The organism is Micromonospora sp. NPDC003197 (assembly GCF_053590565.1).
The window spans coordinates 16,265-35,053 of record NZ_JBSFTE010000022.1; the positions used below are offsets into that span (position 1 = coordinate 16,265).

Below are 18,789 nucleotides of genomic sequence, written 5' to 3' on the forward strand. Positions count from 1 at the left end.
GTACGGCAGGATGCCTGAGCATGAGCGTGCAACCGACGGCCGGCATCGACGGACCCGAGCAGCCGGACCACCCGTCCCGGTCGGACGGATTCGTCCGGGGACTCTCCCAGGCGATCGGTGGACCGCTCGGTGAGCACGCCGTCAGCATCGACAGCCCGCCCGGCCGCGAAAACCGGTTCTGGACCGCCGCTCGGATCGTGCTGGCCCTGGTCTGCCTGACCCTCGCCCTGCACTGGGTGCAGAAGTCGCCCTGCCAGGACGGTGCCTGGCAGAACAACATCCAGTACACCCGGTTCTGCTACACCGACGTACTCGCCCTGTACTACGCCGAAGGGCTCAACGAGGGAAAGGTGCCCTACCGGGACCACCCGGTGGAATACCCGGTGATGACCGGATACTTCATGGGGGCGCTGGGATTGCCGGTGCACAGCCTCGGTGAGTCGAACCCCGAAATCAACCAGGGCATGTGGTTTTACAACCTCAACGCCTTGGTGCTCAGCGTGCTGGCGGTGGCCACCGTCGCGGTGATCCTCTCGCTACGCCGCCGACGACCCTGGGACGCGGCGATGTTCGCCCTCTCCCCGGCGCTGCTGGTCACCGCGACCGTCAACTGGGACTTTCTCGCCATCGGACTGGCCGCGTTCGGGCTTTACGCCTGGGCGAAGAGCCGCCCCACTGCGGCAGGCATCCTGCTCGGCCTCGCCGGGGCGGCGAAGCTGTGGCCGATCTTCCTCCTCGGGCCGCTGTTCGTGCTCGCCCTCCGCGCCAACCGGGTCAAACAGGCCCTGGTGACGATCGGCGCAGCCGCCGCATCCGTGGTCCTGGTCAACCTGCCGGTCGCACTGCCGTACCGGGAGAACTGGGGCAGGTTCTTCGACCTCAACACCGAACGGCCGATCGACTGGGGCACCCTCTGGTACATCGGGCGGTACCTGGACAGCAAGTGGAACTCCGGCGCCGTCGGTGACCAGGGGCCGTTCCAGTGGCTGAGCAACAATATCCCGACGCTCAACTACCTGTCGTACTTCCTCTTTGGCCTGGCCTGCCTCGCCATTGCCGTGCTGGCGGTACGCGCACCGCGTCGTCCCCGGCTGGCCCAGCTCGCCTTCCTGGTCGTCGCCGCGTTCCTGATCTTCAGCAAGGTGTGGTCGCAGCAGTTCGTGCTCTGGCTGCTGCCGCTCGCGGTGCTGGCCCGGCCGCGCTGGGGTGCGTTCCTGGCCTGGCAGTTCGCCGAGGTCGGCTACTTCCTCGCCTTCTACGGCGAGTTGCTCGGTGCCTCCGGCAAGCCGGTCATCCCCGAAGGGGTCTTCGTGCTCGCCGCCACCCTCCGATTGATCACAGTGGCCGTACTCTGCTGGCTGGTCGTACGCGACGTCCTTCATCCGGAGCGGGACGTGGTCCGGGCCACCTACCCCGACGACCCGGACGGCGGTGTCCTCGACGGCGCGCCGGACGCGCCCTGGGTCTGGCAATGGCGACGGAACGGGAAGCCCGACGAGGCGGTATCCCAGCGGCCAGACCTGACGGTAACCGCTCAATGACGGCACCCGTTCAATGATGGCATCCGCGTAATGACGGCACCCGTTCAACGACCAAGCCGGCCGGCGATGATCTCGCCGGCCGGCTTGTTTGATTGACGAACGTGCGATTCGCGTGGGCTACGACAGTCGGAAGACCACCGTCTCGCCGACTTCCTCGCGCTCGATACCGAGGTGATCGACCGGCAGGTCGATGGTGGCCTGCCACGGCGTGCCCGCCACCTGCTCACGCATCATGATGACCGTCCGCACGCCGAAGTTCCGTAGGTAGCCGACGCTGGTCGAGTCGGGGAAGCTCGCGCTGGCCTGCCGGACTTCGTCCAGCCGCTGAGGCGTGAACCCACTACCCCCGTTGACCACGTCCTGGAACCGGGTGGTGGACCAGAGCATGACGTTCTGGTCGATGTTCTGGTTGCTGGGCAGCACCAGGATCGGCCCCTCGGCGGTACGCATCGCCTCCGGCTGGGCCGGCACGATCGGGTGCGGCGTGACGTTGAGCCCTTCGGCCAGCACCAGCACCAGCGGCAGCAGGGTGACCAGCCGCAGCCACGGACCCGGCCAGGGCGGGATCCGTTCGGCGGCCACCGCGTAGGCCCGAGCCGCCAACGCGCTGACCGCGCCAGCCGCCAGGATGCCGAGCAGCAGGGTCGTCCAGATCATCAGCCGCCCGGGGGTACGGATTCCGTTCCAGCCGGGCAGGTACTCGAAGAGCGGGTTGAAGGTGTAGGTACCGCCGAAGAACCGTGGCCCCATCGCCAGGATGCCGGTGACCAGCACCCCGGCGAGCAGGAACAGTCGTTGACGTACCGTCCAGATCGAGAAGAACAGGCCGCCGAGGGCGAGCGCGTACAGCGCATAGCCGGGCAACAGGGCCATCTCCGGTGCCCAGGGCAGTCCGGCCCGGGCCTGCTCGTGCAGGTCTCCCCAGATGAGGGACTCCTGCGGTGCGGTGAGGAAACCGGTCGGCGGGGGAGAGTACGCCTTCGCCTGGTCGAGGGTGCGTTCCGCACCGGGGTGGGCTTCGGCGACGGTGAAGTACGGGATCGCCAGCAGCGCGCCGGTGGCCGCGAAGACCAGGCCGCCGACCACGTCGGCGAAGAGCAGCTTGAAGCCGAACGGGCGACGGATCTTCCGCACCCAGCGCTTGAACGTCCAGATCACCAGCGCGACCAGCGCGATCACCGCGAGGGCGTACGCGAAGGGCAGCCCGATGCCGAAGCCGAGGCTGATCTGCCAGGCCGCCACCAGCCAGCCGGCGAACGCCCAGCCGGCGTGCCGGTGTTCCGGCCGGTAGCCGTGGCGCAGCGAGTAGCCGTGTCCCCGGGCCAGCATCGCCAGCGCCAACGGAATACCACCGTGGGAGATGACGTGCAGGTGACCGGCCTGGGCCAGCAGCCACGGGGCGTACGCGTAGGCCACCCCGGCCACCGCCGCGCCGATCCGGCCCGAACCGAGTTGCCGCACCAACACGTACGCCCCGAGGACCGCCAACGCGTGGGCCAGTACGAAGATGATGTTGTAGCGCAGTACGGCAGCGACCGGGCCCTCACCGATCATGCCGGCTGGCGCGTAGCCGAGCAGGGTGTCGGAGAAGGCGAAGCTCCACTGCTCGGGAAAGAACGTGTTGGAGTGCCACAACTGCAGCGGATCCGTCCGCAGGATGTGCCCGGACCAGGCCATCTGCCAGGCCTGCAGGGTCGGATCCATGGCGTCCTGGGGAATCGTGTGCAGTGGATAGCGCAGTGTCGGCCAGGTCATCAGGACCGCCAGCACCAGACTTGCCAGGCTGGCCAGAGTCCACTCGTGGATCAGTACCCGACCGATCGACCGGGCGATCCGCCGTACCCGTCCGGCCACCGGCTCGGGTGCCGGCGCGAAGGCGGACCACCGATCGCCCGCGCCCTGCTCGGCGTCGTCGCCGTCCTTCTTCTCGTCGCTGGCCTTCTCGCTGTTGGCCTTTTCGTCGTCCTTGTTTCCGTCGTCTTTCTTCTTGTCGTCGGCCGTGTTTGGCTCGGTCTTGCCCGTCCCCTCGGCAGGCGCCTTCCCCTCAGCGGGTGCCTTCTCGGGAGGTGCCTTCTCGGGGGGTGAGTCCACGCCGACGGGTTCGCCGATTTCGGTAGTACCGCTGACCGTGTCGTTGGTGGGCGCGCTGCTGCTGGCTGTGCCGCTGGTGGCCGCGCCAGGCTTCGCTGTGGAAGAGGAGCCTGTGACGTTCGACTGATCGGTGGTCATGACGTCCGTTCCTATCCGCCCACGCGGTCGCGCAGGAATGCGATGTCCGCGGTCTGCCCGGCGGCACCGCCCGGCGTTTCGACGATTACCGGTGCGTCTGCGGCTCGGACCACTGCGATCAAAAGCTCAGGATCGATCATTCCGTGTCCGAAGTTGTCGTGTCGATCCCGCCCAGAGCCGAAACCGTCCTTGGAGTCGTTCGCGTGGATCAGGTCGATCCGCCCGGTAATCGCCTTGATCCGGTCGACGATGTCGAGCAGGTCCTCGCCACCCGCATGGGCGTGGCAGGTATCGAGGCAGAAGCCGACGTTGTACTCGCCCACCGCGTCCCAGAGCCGGGCCAGCGCGTCCAACCGTCGGGCACAGGCGTAGTCGCCGCCCGCCGTGTTCTCGATCAGCACCGGGGTGGCGAACCCGCCGTGCTCGGCGGCGTAGGCGAAGGTCTTTCGCCAGTTGTCGAAGCCAACCGCGATGTCGTCGCCCTTGCTCACGTGGCCGCCATGGACGATCAGCCCCTTGGCGTCCACCGTCGCGGCGGCCGTAGCGTGGCTGAGCAGCAGCTTGCGGCTGGGGATTCGGATCCGGTTGTTCAGCGTCGCCACGTTGACGACGTACGGGGCGTGAATGTAGATGTCGATGTCGGCAGCCCGTAGTTGGTCGGCGTCCGTACGCGGTTCCGGGGCCTTCCAGTCCTGCGGATCGGCCAGGAAGAACTGGACTGTATCCGCCTTTCGGGTGGCTGCTGCGTCCAGCGGGTCGGTCGGGTCGACGTGGGCTCCGATACGCATGAGGGCGAGCCTACGTCGAGCTACCGACCAGCTGGGGTATGCGGGCGGGCGAGGCAAGCAGGCCCGGGAACGGCGGGCGAGGCAAGCGGGCCCGGGAACGGCGGGCGAGGCAAGCGGGCCCGGGAACGGCGGGCGCGTCACCGGGGCGTGCGCGACTCGTTGGGCCAGGTGGAGGTTCAGGGCCATGCGGCTACCGAACCCCGACGGTTGACCTTCCTGTCGCACTTGGAGAAGCCGTGCGGTCGCTACCTCGACAACACCGCCTTCGGGTGGTTGTCGTCGATATTTTCGGCGGCTTCGCGACGCTGGCGGGCAAAACTGCCACGTCGATGGTGACCAAGGCAGGGGGATCCCGTACCGCCGGACCTGTCGATGCGGGACGTGCTGACCTTGTCCACGCCCTGCGGGTGCCCTTCGCCGTGCGGCCCGGCGTGGCGAAGGGCACCACCCCGAGTGGCAGGCGATCTGACGTAGCAATCCGGGTGAAAGCCTCTTTTGCTGATTAAGGCACAACACGGACTCTTGTTGCGTAAGATGACAACAGGATAGGCTCCGCGGGGCGCCTCCCGTCCAACCTCATCGGTGTGGTCGTTCCTCCCCAGGTCCCACCCAAAGAATGCGGACGAGGCGCCCCGCGGCTTTGTTGTAAGGAAGGGCCCCTTCTTATCGCTTTTTGCATAGGAAGGGGCCCTTCCTAACGCCCCAGCGCCGGGGCAGTTCAGCGAGGCGGGACCGGCGAAGCCGGGTTAGGTTGCTCCGGGTATCCTTGCCGGGTTGTCCGTGTGACCGTGGGATCCGCCCACCAACCACGCGGGCACGACGCACGACCTCCTGCCACGGAAGGACCGTGGCCGCTAGCCCATAGGAGGTGAGCAAGTCTTGCGTCATTACGAGATCATGGTCATCCTCGATTCCAGCCTCGAGGAGCGCACCGTCGCCCCGTCGCTCGACACGTACCTCAACAACGTGATTCGCAGCTCGGGTGGCTCGGTGGAGAAGCTCGACGTGTGGGGCCGCCGGCGCCTCTCGTACGAGATCAACAAGAAGGCCGAGGGCATCTACGCCGTCATCGACCTGCAGGCGACGCCTGAGGCGGTGGCTGAGCTGGACCGTCAGCTGCGGCTCAACGAGTCCGTGCTGCGCACCAAGGTCATCCGGCCGGAGATGCGCTAACCGCATCCCCCGGCACGTCCCCGTTCCCGGCACGCCCGGATCAGCCTCGTCAACTCTGTCGTACAGCTCTGGCAGCCTGACGACAGAGACTGATGAGCGCGCGAGGAGTTGGTCATGGCAGGAGAAACCACCATCACGGTCGTCGGCAATCTGACCGATGACCCCGAGTTGCGATTCACCCCGTCCGGCGCCGCAGTCGCCAAGTTCCGGGTCGCCTCGACGCCCCGGACCTTGGACAAGGCATCCGGTGAGTGGAAGGACGGCGAACCGCTGTTCCTTTCGTGCACTGTCTGGCGTCAGGCGGCCGAACACGTCGCCGAGTCGCTGCAGCGGGGCGCCCGCGTGATCATCTCGGGCCGGCTGCGTCAGCGGTCGTACGAGACCCGCGAGGGCGAGAAGCGTACCGTCATCGAGCTCGAGGTCGACGAGATCGGCCCGTCGCTGCGGTACGCCACGGCGAAGGTGCAGAAGATGTCGCGTTCCGGCGGCGGCTTCGGCTCCTCCGGTGGTGGTGGCGGTAACCAGGGCGGCGGAGGCAACTTCGACGACCCCTGGGCCACGGCGGCCCCGGCATCATCCTCCTCGCGTTCCGGTTCGGGCGGCGGCGGAAACTTCGACGACGAGCCCCCGTTCTGATGGCGCCGAGCGCCCGCGATCGCAAACCAGGAGCAAGAGCAATGGCAAAGGCTGCGGCACTGCGCAAGCCGAAGAAGAAGGTGAACCCGCTCGACAAGGACGGGATCACCTACATCGACTACAAGGACACCGCGCTGCTGCGCAAGTTCATCTCCGACCGCGGCAAGATCCGCGCTCGGCGGGTGACCGGCGTTACCTCGCAGCAGCAGCGTCAGATCGCCCGCGCGGTCAAGAACGCCCGCGAGATGGCGCTCCTGCCGTACACCACCACGGCCCGCTGAGAGGAGGCACCGACATGAAGATCATCCTGACTCAGGAGGTGTCCGGCCTCGGTGCCCCGGGCGACATCATCGAGGTGAAGGACGGCTACGGCCGTAACTACCTGCTCCCGCAGGGCTTCGCCATCGCCTGGACCAAGGGTGCGGAGAAGCAGGTCACGGTCATCAAGCGGGCCCGTTCGGCGCGCGAGATCCGCGACCTGGGCCACGCCAACGAGGTCAAGGGCCAGCTTGAGGGCCTCAAGGTCAGCCTGCGGGCTCGGGCCGGTGAGGGTGGCCGCCTGTTCGGTTCGGTCACCCCGGCCGAGATCGTGGAAGCGGTCAAGGCTGCTGGTGGTCCCGCTCTCGACCGGCGTCGCCTGGAACTGGCCAACACCGTGAAGGCGGTCGGCACCTACCCGGTACGCATCAAGCTCCACCCGGAGGTCACCGCCAAGTTCGACCTGAACGTGGTAGCGGCCAAGTAATCGGGTAAGGCTGAGCGCTGACGGTCGTAGGCCGTCGGTAGACCCAACGAACGGGGTGCCACACCACTGGGTGTGGCACCCCGTTCGTCGTACCCCGACGCGGCCACGCGTCACTCGGCAGCGGCTGCTCGGTGGCGGGTGGCGGGTGGCGGGTGGCTCGGCCAGTGAGACGGGTGGGATGCCCGCAGGGCAATCGGCCGTACCGGCAGATTCGTCAACGATGATCGGACGTTCCTCGGCCAGCCTCAGATTATCCCCAAGGTTTTCTTTATCCACAGCCTGTGAGTTGAGGAAGTGCAGGTCAGGGTGCTTTTCCCCAGGCTTCCCCAATAGTTGTCCACAGGCTGTGCACAGGTATCCACAGGTTTCCACACACTAACCAGGCCACTGTCCACAGGTTGTCCCAAGACTGGTCCACCGCTGCGGTTGAGGTGCTGACCTGCTCTTTCGTATGGTTACCGCTCGACCTTCGGCGCGGAGGAAGCGATATCCCCCGGTCGAGTTGTCCGGCCAGGTCGAGCGAACGAGTCGTACTCCGGTGGTATCGCAGGAGACAGCTGAGGCTGCGGAGGGGGATCCGGTGTCGATCAGCGACGACGTACGGACAGATTTTCGATCTGCCGCTCCACCTCAGGGCGGACCGGCCCACGCTTCGCAGCAGGGGGCACCGGCCCAGCGGGACACCCAGTTCGACAAGACGCCACCGCAGGACATCGCTGCGGAGCAGTGTGTGCTCGGCGGCATGCTCCTCTCCAAGGACGCCATCGCAGACGTCGTGGAGATCCTGAAGTCGAACGACTTCTATCGGCCCATCCACGCGACCGTCTTCGACGCGATCCTCGACCTGTACGGTCGGGGCGAGCCGGCGGACGCGATCACCGTCGCCGCCGCACTTGCCGATTCGGGGGATCTGGGGCGGATCGGCGGTGCCCCCTACCTGCACACCCTGATCGCCAGCGTGCCAACGGCGGCCAACGCCTCCTACTACGCCCGCATCGTCGGGGAACGTGCGGTACTGCGCCGGCTGGTGGAGGCGGGCACCCGGATCGTGCAGCTCGGCTACGGCTCGGCGGCCGGTGGCGGACGCGACGTGGACGACGTCGTGGACCTGGCGCAGCAGGCGGTCTACGAGGTCACCGAACGGCGGGTGAGCGAGGACTTCGCGGTGCTCGCCGACATGCTCCAGCCGACCCTCGACGAGATTGAGGCGGTGGGTGCCCAGGGCGGTGTGATGACCGGGGTGCCGACCGGCTTCAGCGACTTGGACCGGTTGCTCAACGGACTGCACCCCGGCCAGCTGATCATTGTCGCGGGTCGACCTGGTTTGGGTAAATCGACCGCTTCTATGGATTTCGCTCGAAATGCTGCAATCCGGGCAAATAATGCTAGTGCCATCTTCTCCCTGGAAATGAGCAAGGTCGAGATCGTCATGCGACTGCTCTCGGCCGAGGCGCGGGTGCCGCTGCATGTGCTGCGCAGCGGCCAACTTTCCGACGACGACTGGACCAAGCTGGCCCGATGCATGGGGGAGATCAGCGAAGCCCCGCTCTTCGTCGACGACACCCCGAACATGAACCTGATGGAGATCCGGGCCAAGGCCCGCCGGCTCAAGCAGCGGCACGACCTGAAGATGATCGTCGTCGACTATCTCCAGCTGATGAGCTCGCCGAAGCGTACCGAGAGTCGTCAGCAGGAGGTGGCCGAGCTGTCCCGTGGCCTGAAGCTGCTGGCCAAGGAAGTCGAGTGCCCGGTCATCGCGGTGAGTCAGCTGAACCGTGGTCCGGAGCAACGTACCGACAAGCGACCTCAATTGTCCGACCTGCGGGAATCTGGATCAATTGAGCAGGATGCTGACGTAGTTATTCTTCTGCATCGAGATGACTACTACGACAAGGAATCTCCGCGGGCCGGCGAGGCCGACTTCATAGTTGCCAAGCATCGAAACGGTCCTACCGACACGGTGACGGTGGCTGCGCAGCTGCACCTGTCCCGCTTCGTTGACATGGCGATCGTCTGATCCGATCGTCCCACCCGCACCCGTACCCGTACCCGTACCCGTACCCGGCCTTGGCCTTGGCCTGGGAGTCGAACTAGGCCCGAACTCGACTCGAACCGTCGTGGGCCGTCCTGGATTTCGAGCCGAACCCCGTCCTCGATCATCCACACAGATCGGTCGATCATCCGCCGGCAGGCGCTTGCGCAGGCATAGGGACAGGGGGCCGGTGTAGCACACAGAAGGTCCCCGTGACCAGGGACTGGCCGCCACGTCGCCACCGACATGCGCGACCTGGCCCCGATCACGAGGACCAGGTGATCACGATGCTCCAACCGACCACGAGGATCTAGCCGACCAGGCAGATCGGGTGATCACATGGATCGGGCGGAACAGATCAGTCGAAGAGTTCGCCGAGGAAGCCCTTGCGCCGCTTGTGCCGGTAGTGCCCGTGGTAGCCGTGGTGCTGACCACCGTACGCGGGTGCCGGCGGGTAACCGTGCGCCGGCGGCGGGGGCGGCGGGACATGCCCAGGAGCGGCGGCGTAGCCCGGCTGGTGCTGCGCCGGGGCCGGCGGAGGCGGAGGGGCGTACGCGCCACCGGGTGCCGGGGGAACGCCGGGTGCCTGTGGGGCGCCCTGCTGCCGGTTCCACTGAGCCTCGGCCTCGAAGAGCTTCTCGAGTTCGCCCCGGTCGAGGAAGATTCCGCGGCACTCGCCGCACTGGTCGATGGTGACGCCACTGCGCTCGTACTGGCGCATGCCGCCATGACACTTGGGACAGGTCAGTTGCATCCCTCGAAGGTACCGGCTCCCGTCACCCTTCTGCCGCCAGCGTCGCCTTCACTTCCGCATCCGAAACCTCATGAAAGTCTTCGTAGTAGAAGCCAACCGCACCGAAGTCCGGCGGTCGTTGCAGGCAGACCACCTCGTCGGCCGCTGCGACCAGCAGCTCGTACGCCTCTTCGGAGCCGACCGGCACCGCGACCACGACCCGCTGCGCGCCCAGTTGCCGGGCCACCGCCACGGCGGCGCGGGCGGTAGCCCCGGTGGCGAGTCCGTCGTCGACGATGACGGCGGTGCAACCGTCCAGGTTGAGCGGTGGCCGCGCGGCCCGATAGAGCTCCTCCCGTCGCGCCAGTTCAGCTTTCTCCCGCTGTACGACCATGTCGATCTGCTCCTGGTCCAGTCGTCCGGCCGGACCGTCGGTGAGCACCTGCACACCGCCCGGTCCGATCGCACCGAAGGCGACCTCGGGGGCCCAGGGCACGCCGAGTTTGCGGACGACCAGGATGTCCAGCGGCGCACCGATCCGTTCCGCCACCACGGCCGCCACCTCCACGCCGCCCCGGACCAGGGCGAGCACGATGACGTCGGTTCGACCGACGAGTGCGGTGAGCCGTTCGGCGAGCGCGGCTCCCGCGTCCGCGCGGTCCCGGTAGATCGTGGCCATGCCTAAGGTTTACGCCTCGACAGCCAGGCCCGCCCGACAGTCGGCGCAGAAACCCGGCGAAAGCAGAAAACCGGTACGGATTCAGCCGGGCTGAGTGATCGCCCAGCCCAGCACGGCGGCACCCAAGCCGAGGGTCAGCGTGGCGACGACGTTCAGCAGAGCCCTCACGCGACCACCCGGGCCGCTGTCGGCCAGCCGTACGGTTTCGTGGCTGAACGTCGAGTAGGTGGTCAGTGCCCCGCAGAGACCCGTACCGAGTAGGTAACCCAGCCACCCCGGTAGCGCGCTGCCCGCCCCGGCAAGCAGCCCCAGCAGTAGTGAGCCGGAGACGTTGACGACGAGCGTCCCCCAGGGCAGGGCCGCACCGATCCACGCGGTGACCCACCGATCGACCAGGAACCGGATGGTCGCGCCGAGGGCTCCACCGACCAGTACCAGCAGCAGGCTCACCGGCGGCCACCGATCGCGTGCCCGGTCACGTCGAGTCCCCCGGCCGACGCCGAGTTAGGAAGGGCCCCTTCCTATGCAAAAAGCGATAGGAAGGGGCCCTTCCTAACACCCACATCCCGAGGCGCACGGCGAGCAGCGCCCCGACCAGGGTGCCCAACACGTACGCCAGTGCCAGTCCCGGCCGCCCCGAGGCGATCAGTTGCCGGGTCTCCACGGCGTACGTGGAGAAGGTCGTGAAACCCCCGAGGACGCCGGTGCCGAGGAATGGCCGTAGTAGCCGATGTGCCGTGACCCGGCGGGCGACAGCCTGCATCAGTGCCCCGAGTAGGGCACAGCCGACCAGGTTGGTGGTGAGCGTGGCCCACGGAAAGCCTCCAGCGGTCGGCCAGAGTACCGCCAGTCCGTAGCGGGCGGCCGAGCCGAGGGCACCCCCGGCTGCCACGGCGACCAGTACGCCCCGATCCAGACGACCGGCGGGTCGGGCGAGTCGGCTGGTCGGGCTCATGACGTGGCGGTGGTCGGGCTCATGACGTGGCGGTGGTCGGGCTCATGACGTGGCGGTGGTCGGGCTCATGACTTAGCGGTGACGAGCGGGTCGGCGGACTCGGTGACCAGGCTGGGGGCCGCGTACCGGAGGGCGGGTGCCCAGGCCAGGAAGGCGATCGGGTACAGCAGGTAGCCGAACCGGGTGGAGGGCATCAGCAGGATCGCGGCCAGTAGGCCGTACCCGCAGATCAGGGCGACCGTCGCGGCGGTGCGGGGCGGGCGGCGGGCGAGCCGGACGGCGATTACCAGCCCGGCCGCGACGAGCAATCCGGCGGCGATCAGCCGTCCCCCGGGTAGGGCCGAGGCGATCAGGTAGCCGGGGAATGGCGACTGGGCCGGGCTGGTGACCAGGCCGTCGCCGAGCGGGAAGCGCAGCACGTTCTCGACCAGCGCCGCCGAGTCGACCAGTTGGGCGGGGATCAGGGCGAGGATCGGCAGGCCGACCGCCCCGGCCGCGAACCGGGCCATTGTGCGCCAGCCTCGGGTCAGGGTGAACACCAGCAGGACCAGCACCACCGGCCAGGCGAAGAGCTTGAACGCGGCGGCGAGGCCGACCGCCAACCCGGCGGCACCTTCCCGGCGTACGGCGCAGAGGGCGAGTGCGAGCAGACACAGGGCGAGTACGGGGATGTCGTCGCCGCCGGTGGCGAGGGTGAGGGCACAGATCGGCAGAACGGTGGCGAGTTGGATCGCCCGAACGAGCGCGGCGTCCCGAACCACACCGTCCTGACCTGCGGCGTCCCGGCCCACGGCGTCCCGGCCCACACCGTCCCGGCCCACACCGTCCCGGGACGCGACGGCTGTTCCGGCGTACCGCCGCAGCGCCACCACGGCGAGGATCAGGGCGGCGGCCGTCATCAGGGCGAACCAGATTCGAGCGTCGGTCCACCAGGCGGTGCCGGCCACCGCCCGGGGCAGGCCGAAGATTGCCATTCCAGGTTGGTACGGCGTGTAGCCGAGCAGTTGCTCGTCCGGCGGTAGGGCGGCGATCGCGTCCCGCCCGAGGAACGGGGTGCCGTGTTCGAGCAGCCGGGCGCCGGACTGCTCGATGACGACCACCTCTTCCTGCGCCCGGTCGGTCCGTCCGCTTGCGCGCTGCACGCTCTGCCACACCATCGGCAGCAGGGCAGTGCTCGCCCAGGTGACTGCGGTCAGCACCGCCCGGGCGGTGGTGCCGGTCAGCGGTGAATTCCCGGACCGACGGCTGGCGACCAGCCGGCGGCGGGCGACCAGTTGGCCGAGGACTGCGACCGTGGCGAAGAGGTACCCGGCCGTGGCCACCGCTCCCCAGGCCCGGTGTGGGAGCAGGGTGGAGGTCATCGCGGTGATCGCGGCGAAGATGGCGGAGAGCGAATAGAGGGTGAGGTCTCCGGCGAGTCCACCAGCTGCCCGGTTCAGCGCAGTCCAGAACCGACGGGTACGGGATGGTGGCTCGGCGGTCTTCACGCAGGCAAGTGTGGCAGACGGTCGGTTCGGCCCCGGCCGCTCGCTCGTCGACCAGAGGGGAGCCGGATCACCTCGCCCTCCTCGTGTAGTGGTGGTGCGAGGGCGCCAGGGCGACCGCCGGTACCTCGACGCAGGGCGGCCAGCAGTTGGTTGTTGGACAGTGGCCGGGCGAAGAGGTGCCCCTGTCCGACGGAGCAGCCGAGGTCCCACAGGGCCCGGCGCTGAGGTTCGCTTTCCACCCCTTCGGCGACGACCACCAGGTCCAGGCTGCGACCAAGATCGAGGGTGGAGCGGATCACCGCGGTGGCCTCGGCCGAGGTCTCCATTGCCATCACGAACGCCTTATCGATCTTCAATTCGTGTACGGGGATTCGGGAGAGCACCGACAGTGACGAGTAGCCGGTGCCGAAGTCGTCGAGCGCGAGGCGTATCCCGGCGTTGCGGAGTTGCCCGAGTACCTGGTCAACCACTTCCAGTTGGCTGATGGTCAGGGTCTCGGTCAGCTCCAGGATGAGATGGTCCGGGGCCAGGCCATGGGCTTCGAGTTGGGCCAGTACCGAGTCGGGGAAACGGTCGTCGAGGAGGCTGCGGGGAGAGACGTTGACCGCCACCGACAGGTCGAAGCCGGCTTCCTGCCAGCTCTTGATCGCGATCAGGGACTGGTCGAGTACGGCGTCGGCGAACATTGGTAGCAGGCCGGACCGTTCCACCGTCTCCAGGAACTGGATCGGGTCGATGATTCCGTGGGTGGGATGTTGCCAGCGGGTCAGCGCCTCGGCGGCCAGCACCTCGCCGGTGTTGAGGTCGACGATCGGTTGGAAGTTGACCGTGAATTCGTGGTCGACCATGGCCCGGGGCAGGTCACCGCCGAGAGCGAGTCGGGTGACGTCGGCGGTGTCCCGCGCCGGTACGTAGATGGCGATCCGCTGTGCGCCCCGTTTGGCCTGGTACATCGCCACATCGGCACGCCGCAGCAACTCGGTCATGCCGCCGCTGCTCGGCGCGACGGCGAGTCCGCCGCTGGCCTCGATGCTGAGCCGCATTCCGTCGACGTCGATCGGAGCGTGTAGCGAGGCGAGGATGGCCTCGGCCCGGTGCGTTGCCACCGCCGGGGCTGGCAACCCGCGAACCAGGACGGCGAACTCGTCGCCGCCGAGCCGGACCACCAGGTCATCGGCCTGGGCGGTGGCGCGGAGCCGGTCAGCGACCTGGATCAACACCCGGTCCCCGGCGGAGTGGCCGAGGGTGTCGTTCACCTCCTTGAAGTGGTTGAGGTCGATCAGAAGGAGGGCGGTGACCCCTTCGGCGTGGTCCAGGTTGAGGTATCGCGTACCGCACTCGACGAGGTGCCGCCGGTTGCCCAGGCCGGTGAGTGCGTCGTGGGTCGCGGCGTGGGCGTTGGCGTCGGCTACCCGGACCAGTTCGGCGTAGGCCGAGGCGTTGCGGATCGCGGTGCAGAGTGCGGCGGCGAACGTCTGGAGGGTGTACTGCTCGCGTTCGGACAGTTTTACCGGCCCGCGGAATCGTAGGCGTAACGTGCCGACGTCGGGGCCGCCGTCGTGGCCTTCGAGACGTACCGGGATGAAGTCTTCGGAAGCGGTCGGGGCATCGCTGGGAGGTCCGTCGAAGGTTATTCCGGTCGATTTTCCTCGGACGATTCGCCGGGATTGACCGACGCCCAATTCGATCTCTACCTCGTCGACTGAAAACAATTCTGTCGCGTTGCTGATGGCGGTGGTCAGAACGGCGTCGAGGTCCACGTCGTTGAGGGCGTCGGTCGCGGCGGCGAGGCGTTGCCAGGCGGCCTGTTCGGAACGACTGCGGACTCGACTGGAGTAGGCGAGGTGAAGACTCAACACCATGGGCGGCACGACCAGCAGGAGATTGGTGTCGACCCGCAGAATGAGCAGGGTGCAGATGATGATGAGGAACCGGGCGACCACGCTGGCTGCCCGAAGGTCCCAGTCGGTGCGGAAGAGGTTGCCGAGTCGGACCCGGGTGGCGAGGGCGATGACCGGCAGGGTGAGCACCTCGTCGAGTGCCACCGCGACGAGGTAGGCGACGGCGATGGGGCCGATCAGGTGCGGGATGGGGTCGTTGGTGGACCACTCCCAGTCGAGCGTCATCAGGACGAGACCGGCGGCACCAGCTACCAGCGTGTCCTTCGCGATGGCGAAGGCGATCTTGAGCGGTGCGGGGCGAAGGATCGCTCGGGAAATGGCCACGCCGAGCCCGGTGCAGAGGACGACCCAGGGCGTCGGGGCGATCGCCAATCCGATGATGTAGGCGACCTCGGTCCAGGAGATGCCGTGCCGTGTCGAGCGGATCCGAATGCCGACTCTCGCGGTGGAACCGACCACCACCAGAAAAGTCAGTTTGGCCGCCGTATAAAGATCATCAAATGATGGTCCGCCGCGGGCCGCGATGACGTGGATGCTCAGGCCCACTGCTGCTACCGCAGAAACGACGACGAGACCGACAAGCAGCATCAGCCGCCGATCGGTCCCAATGTCGCGTTGCTGGGTTTCGGTCACACCTGTCCTCTGGTCGCCGTGCATCCGAACCGACTGGCTTTGGTGGTTCTGTAGCGTACGACCCGGTGCAGGTGAATGACACCTCTACTCAGTACCACTCGTGTGCGCGCATCGTATTCACCCTTCCGTCGTTTCCTTGGCCGGAGCTAAATCTCGGGGCCGTTGTTGGCGATGAAGGGAACCTTAGTCGGCTGGCTCGGAAATTTGCATCCTTAAATGTCGCTATATGCTTATTCCGCTAATCTCGCGGTGTCTTGCTACGTTGTGTCCGCATATGGAAGCTGAGCGCAGTGGGTCGGGTGGAGAAAGAGGTACTTATTCATATTCCCGGTAGGTATCTCGTCACACCGGTGCCACCAAGGGTGGGCCCAACCAGGAGGGTTTGTATAGCAGCCGAGGAGCTGAGTCGCAGGTCGCGGCGTCGTTCCCGCTCATTCTGGGCCTGATCAGGCCTGATCACGCTGGCATCCTGGCCCGATCACGCTGGCATCCTGGGCCCGATCAGGCTCGCATCCTGCCCCGATAGGCTCATCTGGTGACGGTTCCCCAAAACCTGACGCATGTCGACTCCGCCGGGGCAGCCCGGATGGTGGACGTGTCGGAGAAGGCGGTGACCGGCCGGCGGGCGGTCGCCGCCGGACGGTTGCACACCACCGCCGAGGTCGTCGAACTGCTTCGCCGGGACGGCTTGCCCAAGGGGGACGCGCTCGCGGTGGGGCGGCTGGCCGGCATCATGGGCGCCAAACGAACCCCGGACCTGATCCCCCTCTGCCACCCGATCGCCCTGCATGGCGTCACCGTCGACCTGACCCTGACCGAGACCACGGTGGAGATCACCGCGACGGTCCGGACCGCCGACCGGACCGGGGTCGAGATGGAAGCGTTGACCGCGGTGGCCACCGCCGGACTCGCCCTGATCGACATGGTCAAGGCGGTGGACCCGGCAGCCTCCATCGAGGGGGTACGGGTGCTGCGCAAGGAGGGCGGCAAGACCGGCGACTGGACCCGACCCCAGGACCGGCCGTGATCCGGGCCCGGGTCGTGGTCGCCTCCAACCGGGCCGCCGCCGGCGTCTACACCGACACCAGCGGCCCCCTGCTCGTCACCGGCCTGCGGGAACTGGGCTGCGAGGTGGACGAACCGGTGGTGGTGCCGGACGGCGAGCCGGTCGGAGAGGCGCTGCGTCAGGCACTCGCCGACGGGATGGACGTGGTGCTCACCAGCGGGGGCACCGGGGTCAGCCCGACCGACCGTACGCCCGAGGTCACCCGGACCATCATCGACCGGGAGATCCCCGGCATCGCCGAGGCGATCCGGGCACACAGCCGCGCCAAGGTGCCGGCCGCGGCGCTGTCCCGAGGGCTGGCCGGTACGGCTGGCCGGATGCTGGTGGTCAACCTGCCCGGGTCGACCGGCGGTGCGCGAGACGGGCTCGCTGTACTCGGCCCGATTCTCGCCCACACCGTCGATCAGCTGCGCGGTGGCGACCATCCCCGGACCGACTCCGAAGCCAACTCCGACTCTGAAGCCAACTCCGACGCCGACGCCGATGAAAGGCCAGCTCGATGAGTGCTGCCGTTCCGGCGGCTGCCGCCGCCCAGCCCATCGACTGGGCGCAGGCCCGCGCCCAGGTGCACGCGGCCGGGCTGGCCGCCGCGCCGCCGGCCGTCGCGGTTCCGTTGGCTGAGGCCGACGGGCAGACCCTTGCCGAACCGCTGACCACCCTGACCGACCTGCCCGCGTTCCCGACCTCCAGCGTGGATGGCTGGGCGGTACGCGGTGCGCCGCCGTGGCGGATCGTCGGCCAGGCGCTGGCCGGCAGCGTGCCGACATCGTTGACCGAGGACGGTACGACGGTGGAGATCGCGACCGGGGCGATGGTGCCGGACGGTGCCGATGGCGTACTGCGGGTGGAGGAGTCGACCCGTACCGAGGACGGTCGGGTCACCGGCACCCTGCGTCCCGCCCCCGAATGGCGGGCACCGGGCGAGGAGGCCCAGGCGGGCGAGCAACTGCTCCCGGCCGGTGTGCCGGTGGACCCCGGCCTGATCGGGCTGGCCGCCTCCTGCGGTTACGACTCGCTGCCCGTACGGCAGGCTCCCCGGGCGGCGCTGCTCGTCTTCGGTGACGAGCTGCTCATCGGCGGCCTACCCGGTGCCGGGCGGGTACGGGACGCGCTCGGCCCGGCCGTACCGGCCTGGCTGCGGCGCTACGGCTGCACCGTCGACCCGGCTGACGTGACCGGCCCGGTAGCGGACACCCTGCCGGCGCATGTGGCTGCGCTGCGCGCCGCCCTCGACCGCGCCGACCTGGTCTGCACCACCGGGGGCACGATGCACGGCCCGGTCGACCACCTGCATCCCGCGCTGGCCGAGGTGGGTGCGGAGTACGTGGTGAACACCGTTGCCGTCCGTCCCGGGTTCCCGATGATGGTGGCCCGAGTCGTCGGAGCCGACGGGCGTGTCCGGTTCGTCGCCGGCCTGCCCGGCAACCCACAGTCCGCGATCGTGGCGCTGGTCTCCCTGGTCGCTCCCCTGCTGGCCGGGCTACAGGGGCGGCCGATGCCGACGCTGCCCCAGGTGGACCTCGCCGAGCCGATCCGGGGTCGGGGCAACTACACCCACCTGGCGCTGGTCCGGATCGACTCGACGCGCGGCACCGCCCATCCGGTCCAGCACGTCGGCTCGGCGATGCTGCGCGGACTGGCCCAGGCCGACGGCTTCGCCGTCATCCCGCCAGGCCGGCAGGGCGAACCCGGCGAGCGGGTCTCCGTCGTACCGTTGCCGTTGATTTTTGGAGAGCGACCATGAGCACGTCGACCACCGGGCGTACGGCGCACGTGGCGGTCACCGACGAACCACTCGACCTCGCCGCGCACGAGGCTGCGGTCGCCGACCCCCGGGCCGGGGCGGTGGTCTCCTTCCAGGGCGTGGTTCGCGACCACGACCACGGGCGGGTGGTGACCCGCCTGGAGTACGAGGGCCACCCCAGCGCCACCGACGTGCTTCGGGAAGTGGCGGCGGAGATCGCCGCCGACCCGGCGGTGTACGCCATTGCCGTCTCCCATCGGCTCGGGCCGCTGGAGATCGGCGAGTCTGCCCTGGTTGCCTCGGTGAGTACGGCCCACCGCGCCGCCGCCTTTGCGGCGTGTGCCCGGCTGGTCGACGAGGTCAAGGAACGCCTGCCCGTGTGGAAGCACCAGGTCTTCGCTGACGGCACCGAGGAATGGGTCAACTGCCCCTGACCTCGGTACGGCG

General features: G+C 68.2%; 18 protein-coding genes. 10 read left to right on the forward strand and 8 right to left on the reverse strand.

Translation table 11 applies throughout. The annotated features are described in order from the left end of the window. Positions 1–20 precede the first annotated feature (20 nt). Positions 21–1,541, forward strand: coding sequence for a glycosyltransferase family 87 protein (locus ACWDV4_RS22165; RefSeq protein ID WP_449981759.1), 1,521 nt, complete (start codon positions 21–23; stop codon positions 1,539–1,541). A gap of 117 nt (positions 1,542–1,658) precedes the next feature. Here ACWDV4_RS22165 and ACWDV4_RS22170 read toward each other — a convergent pair whose 3' ends face one another. Further along, a complete protein-coding gene (locus ACWDV4_RS22170) occupies positions 1,659–3,770 on the reverse strand; it encodes a hypothetical protein (protein WP_449981761.1) in 2,112 nt (703 codons plus the stop codon). A gap of 11 nt (positions 3,771–3,781) precedes the next feature. After that, positions 3,782–4,558, reverse strand: coding sequence for a deoxyribonuclease IV (locus tag ACWDV4_RS22175; RefSeq protein ID WP_449981763.1), 777 nt, complete (start codon positions 4,556–4,558; stop codon positions 3,782–3,784). Between the two features lie 879 nt (positions 4,559–5,437). Here ACWDV4_RS22175 and rpsF point away from each other — a divergent pair. The 5 genes from rpsF to dnaB all read left to right on the forward strand — a co-directional run bounded on the left by rpsF (position 5,438) and on the right by dnaB (position 9,129). After that, positions 5,438–5,731: a 30S ribosomal protein S6 gene (rpsF, locus tag ACWDV4_RS22180; RefSeq protein ID WP_184535084.1), complete on the forward strand. Its 294-nt coding sequence runs from the start codon at positions 5,438–5,440 to the stop codon at positions 5,729–5,731. Between the two features lie 114 nt (positions 5,732–5,845). Then, positions 5,846–6,367, forward strand: a complete 522-nt coding sequence (locus tag ACWDV4_RS22185) for a single-stranded DNA-binding protein (protein ID WP_449981765.1) — start codon at positions 5,846–5,848, stop codon at positions 6,365–6,367. Between the two features lie 41 nt (positions 6,368–6,408). Further along, on the forward strand, positions 6,409–6,648 hold the full coding sequence (gene rpsR / locus ACWDV4_RS22190; RefSeq protein WP_091551811.1) for a 30S ribosomal protein S18: 240 nt from the start codon (positions 6,409–6,411) through the stop codon (positions 6,646–6,648). 14 nt (positions 6,649–6,662) lie between these two features. Beyond that, on the forward strand, positions 6,663–7,112 hold the full coding sequence (rplI, locus tag ACWDV4_RS22195; RefSeq protein ID WP_449981768.1) for a 50S ribosomal protein L9: 450 nt from the start codon (positions 6,663–6,665) through the stop codon (positions 7,110–7,112). Positions 7,113–7,692: 580 nt separating this feature from the next. Next, on the forward strand, positions 7,693–9,129 hold the full coding sequence (gene dnaB, locus ACWDV4_RS22200; RefSeq protein ID WP_449981770.1) for a replicative DNA helicase: 1,437 nt from the start codon (positions 7,693–7,695) through the stop codon (positions 9,127–9,129). Between the two features lie 373 nt (positions 9,130–9,502). Here dnaB and ACWDV4_RS22205 read toward each other — a convergent pair whose 3' ends face one another. The 6 genes from ACWDV4_RS22205 to ACWDV4_RS22230 all read right to left on the reverse strand — a co-directional run bounded on the left by ACWDV4_RS22205 (position 9,503) and on the right by ACWDV4_RS22230 (position 15,532). Then, positions 9,503–9,898: a TFIIB-type zinc ribbon-containing protein gene (locus ACWDV4_RS22205; protein WP_449981772.1), complete on the reverse strand. Its 396-nt coding sequence runs from the start codon at positions 9,896–9,898 to the stop codon at positions 9,503–9,505. 22 nt (positions 9,899–9,920) lie between these two features. Next, complete coding sequence (locus ACWDV4_RS22210) at positions 9,921–10,556, reverse strand: phosphoribosyltransferase (protein WP_449981774.1); 636 nt, start codon at positions 10,554–10,556, stop codon at positions 9,921–9,923. A gap of 81 nt (positions 10,557–10,637) precedes the next feature. Continuing rightward, positions 10,638–11,006, reverse strand: a complete 369-nt coding sequence (crcB, locus tag ACWDV4_RS22215) for a fluoride efflux transporter CrcB (RefSeq protein WP_449981776.1) — start codon at positions 11,004–11,006, stop codon at positions 10,638–10,640. A 25-nt stretch (positions 11,007–11,031) separates the two neighbouring features. Next, the gene (gene crcB, locus ACWDV4_RS22220; protein ID WP_449981778.1) at positions 11,032–11,511 is read right to left on the reverse strand and encodes a fluoride efflux transporter CrcB; all 480 of its coding nucleotides are present in this window, start codon (positions 11,509–11,511) and stop codon (positions 11,032–11,034) included. A gap of 65 nt (positions 11,512–11,576) precedes the next feature. Beyond that, positions 11,577–12,998 carry a glycosyltransferase 87 family protein gene (locus ACWDV4_RS22225; protein ID WP_449981779.1) on the reverse strand — a complete coding sequence of 474 codons (1,422 nt, stop codon included), beginning with the start codon at positions 12,996–12,998 and terminating at the stop codon, positions 11,577–11,579. Beyond that, positions 12,995–15,532 carry a putative bifunctional diguanylate cyclase/phosphodiesterase gene (locus ACWDV4_RS22230; protein ID WP_449981781.1) on the reverse strand — a complete coding sequence of 846 codons (2,538 nt, stop codon included), beginning with the start codon at positions 15,530–15,532 and terminating at the stop codon, positions 12,995–12,997. The genes ACWDV4_RS22225 and ACWDV4_RS22230 overlap by 4 nt, the downstream gene beginning before the upstream one ends. Positions 15,533–16,067: 535 nt before the next feature. On the opposite strand from ACWDV4_RS22230, the gene moaC reads away from it, so the two are divergent. From moaC to ACWDV4_RS22250, 4 genes are read left to right on the forward strand one after another with little or no spacing between them, the layout of a single operon-like run. Further along, positions 16,068–16,559 (forward strand): cyclic pyranopterin monophosphate synthase MoaC, encoded by a 492-nt coding sequence (gene moaC, locus ACWDV4_RS22235; RefSeq protein WP_449981783.1) that lies wholly within the window; start codon positions 16,068–16,070, stop codon positions 16,557–16,559. After that, the gene (locus tag ACWDV4_RS22240) at positions 16,556–17,101 is read left to right on the forward strand and encodes a MogA/MoaB family molybdenum cofactor biosynthesis protein (RefSeq protein ID WP_449981785.1); all 546 of its coding nucleotides are present in this window, start codon (positions 16,556–16,558) and stop codon (positions 17,099–17,101) included. The genes moaC and ACWDV4_RS22240 overlap by 4 nt, the downstream gene beginning before the upstream one ends. Further along, positions 17,098–18,342 carry a molybdopterin molybdotransferase MoeA gene (locus ACWDV4_RS22245; protein WP_449981787.1) on the forward strand — a complete coding sequence of 415 codons (1,245 nt, stop codon included), beginning with the start codon at positions 17,098–17,100 and terminating at the stop codon, positions 18,340–18,342. The genes ACWDV4_RS22240 and ACWDV4_RS22245 overlap by 4 nt, the downstream gene beginning before the upstream one ends. Further along, complete coding sequence (locus tag ACWDV4_RS22250; protein WP_449981789.1) at positions 18,339–18,776, forward strand: molybdenum cofactor biosynthesis protein MoaE; 438 nt, start codon at positions 18,339–18,341, stop codon at positions 18,774–18,776. The genes ACWDV4_RS22245 and ACWDV4_RS22250 overlap by 4 nt, the downstream gene beginning before the upstream one ends. Positions 18,777–18,789: the final 13 nt, after the last annotated feature.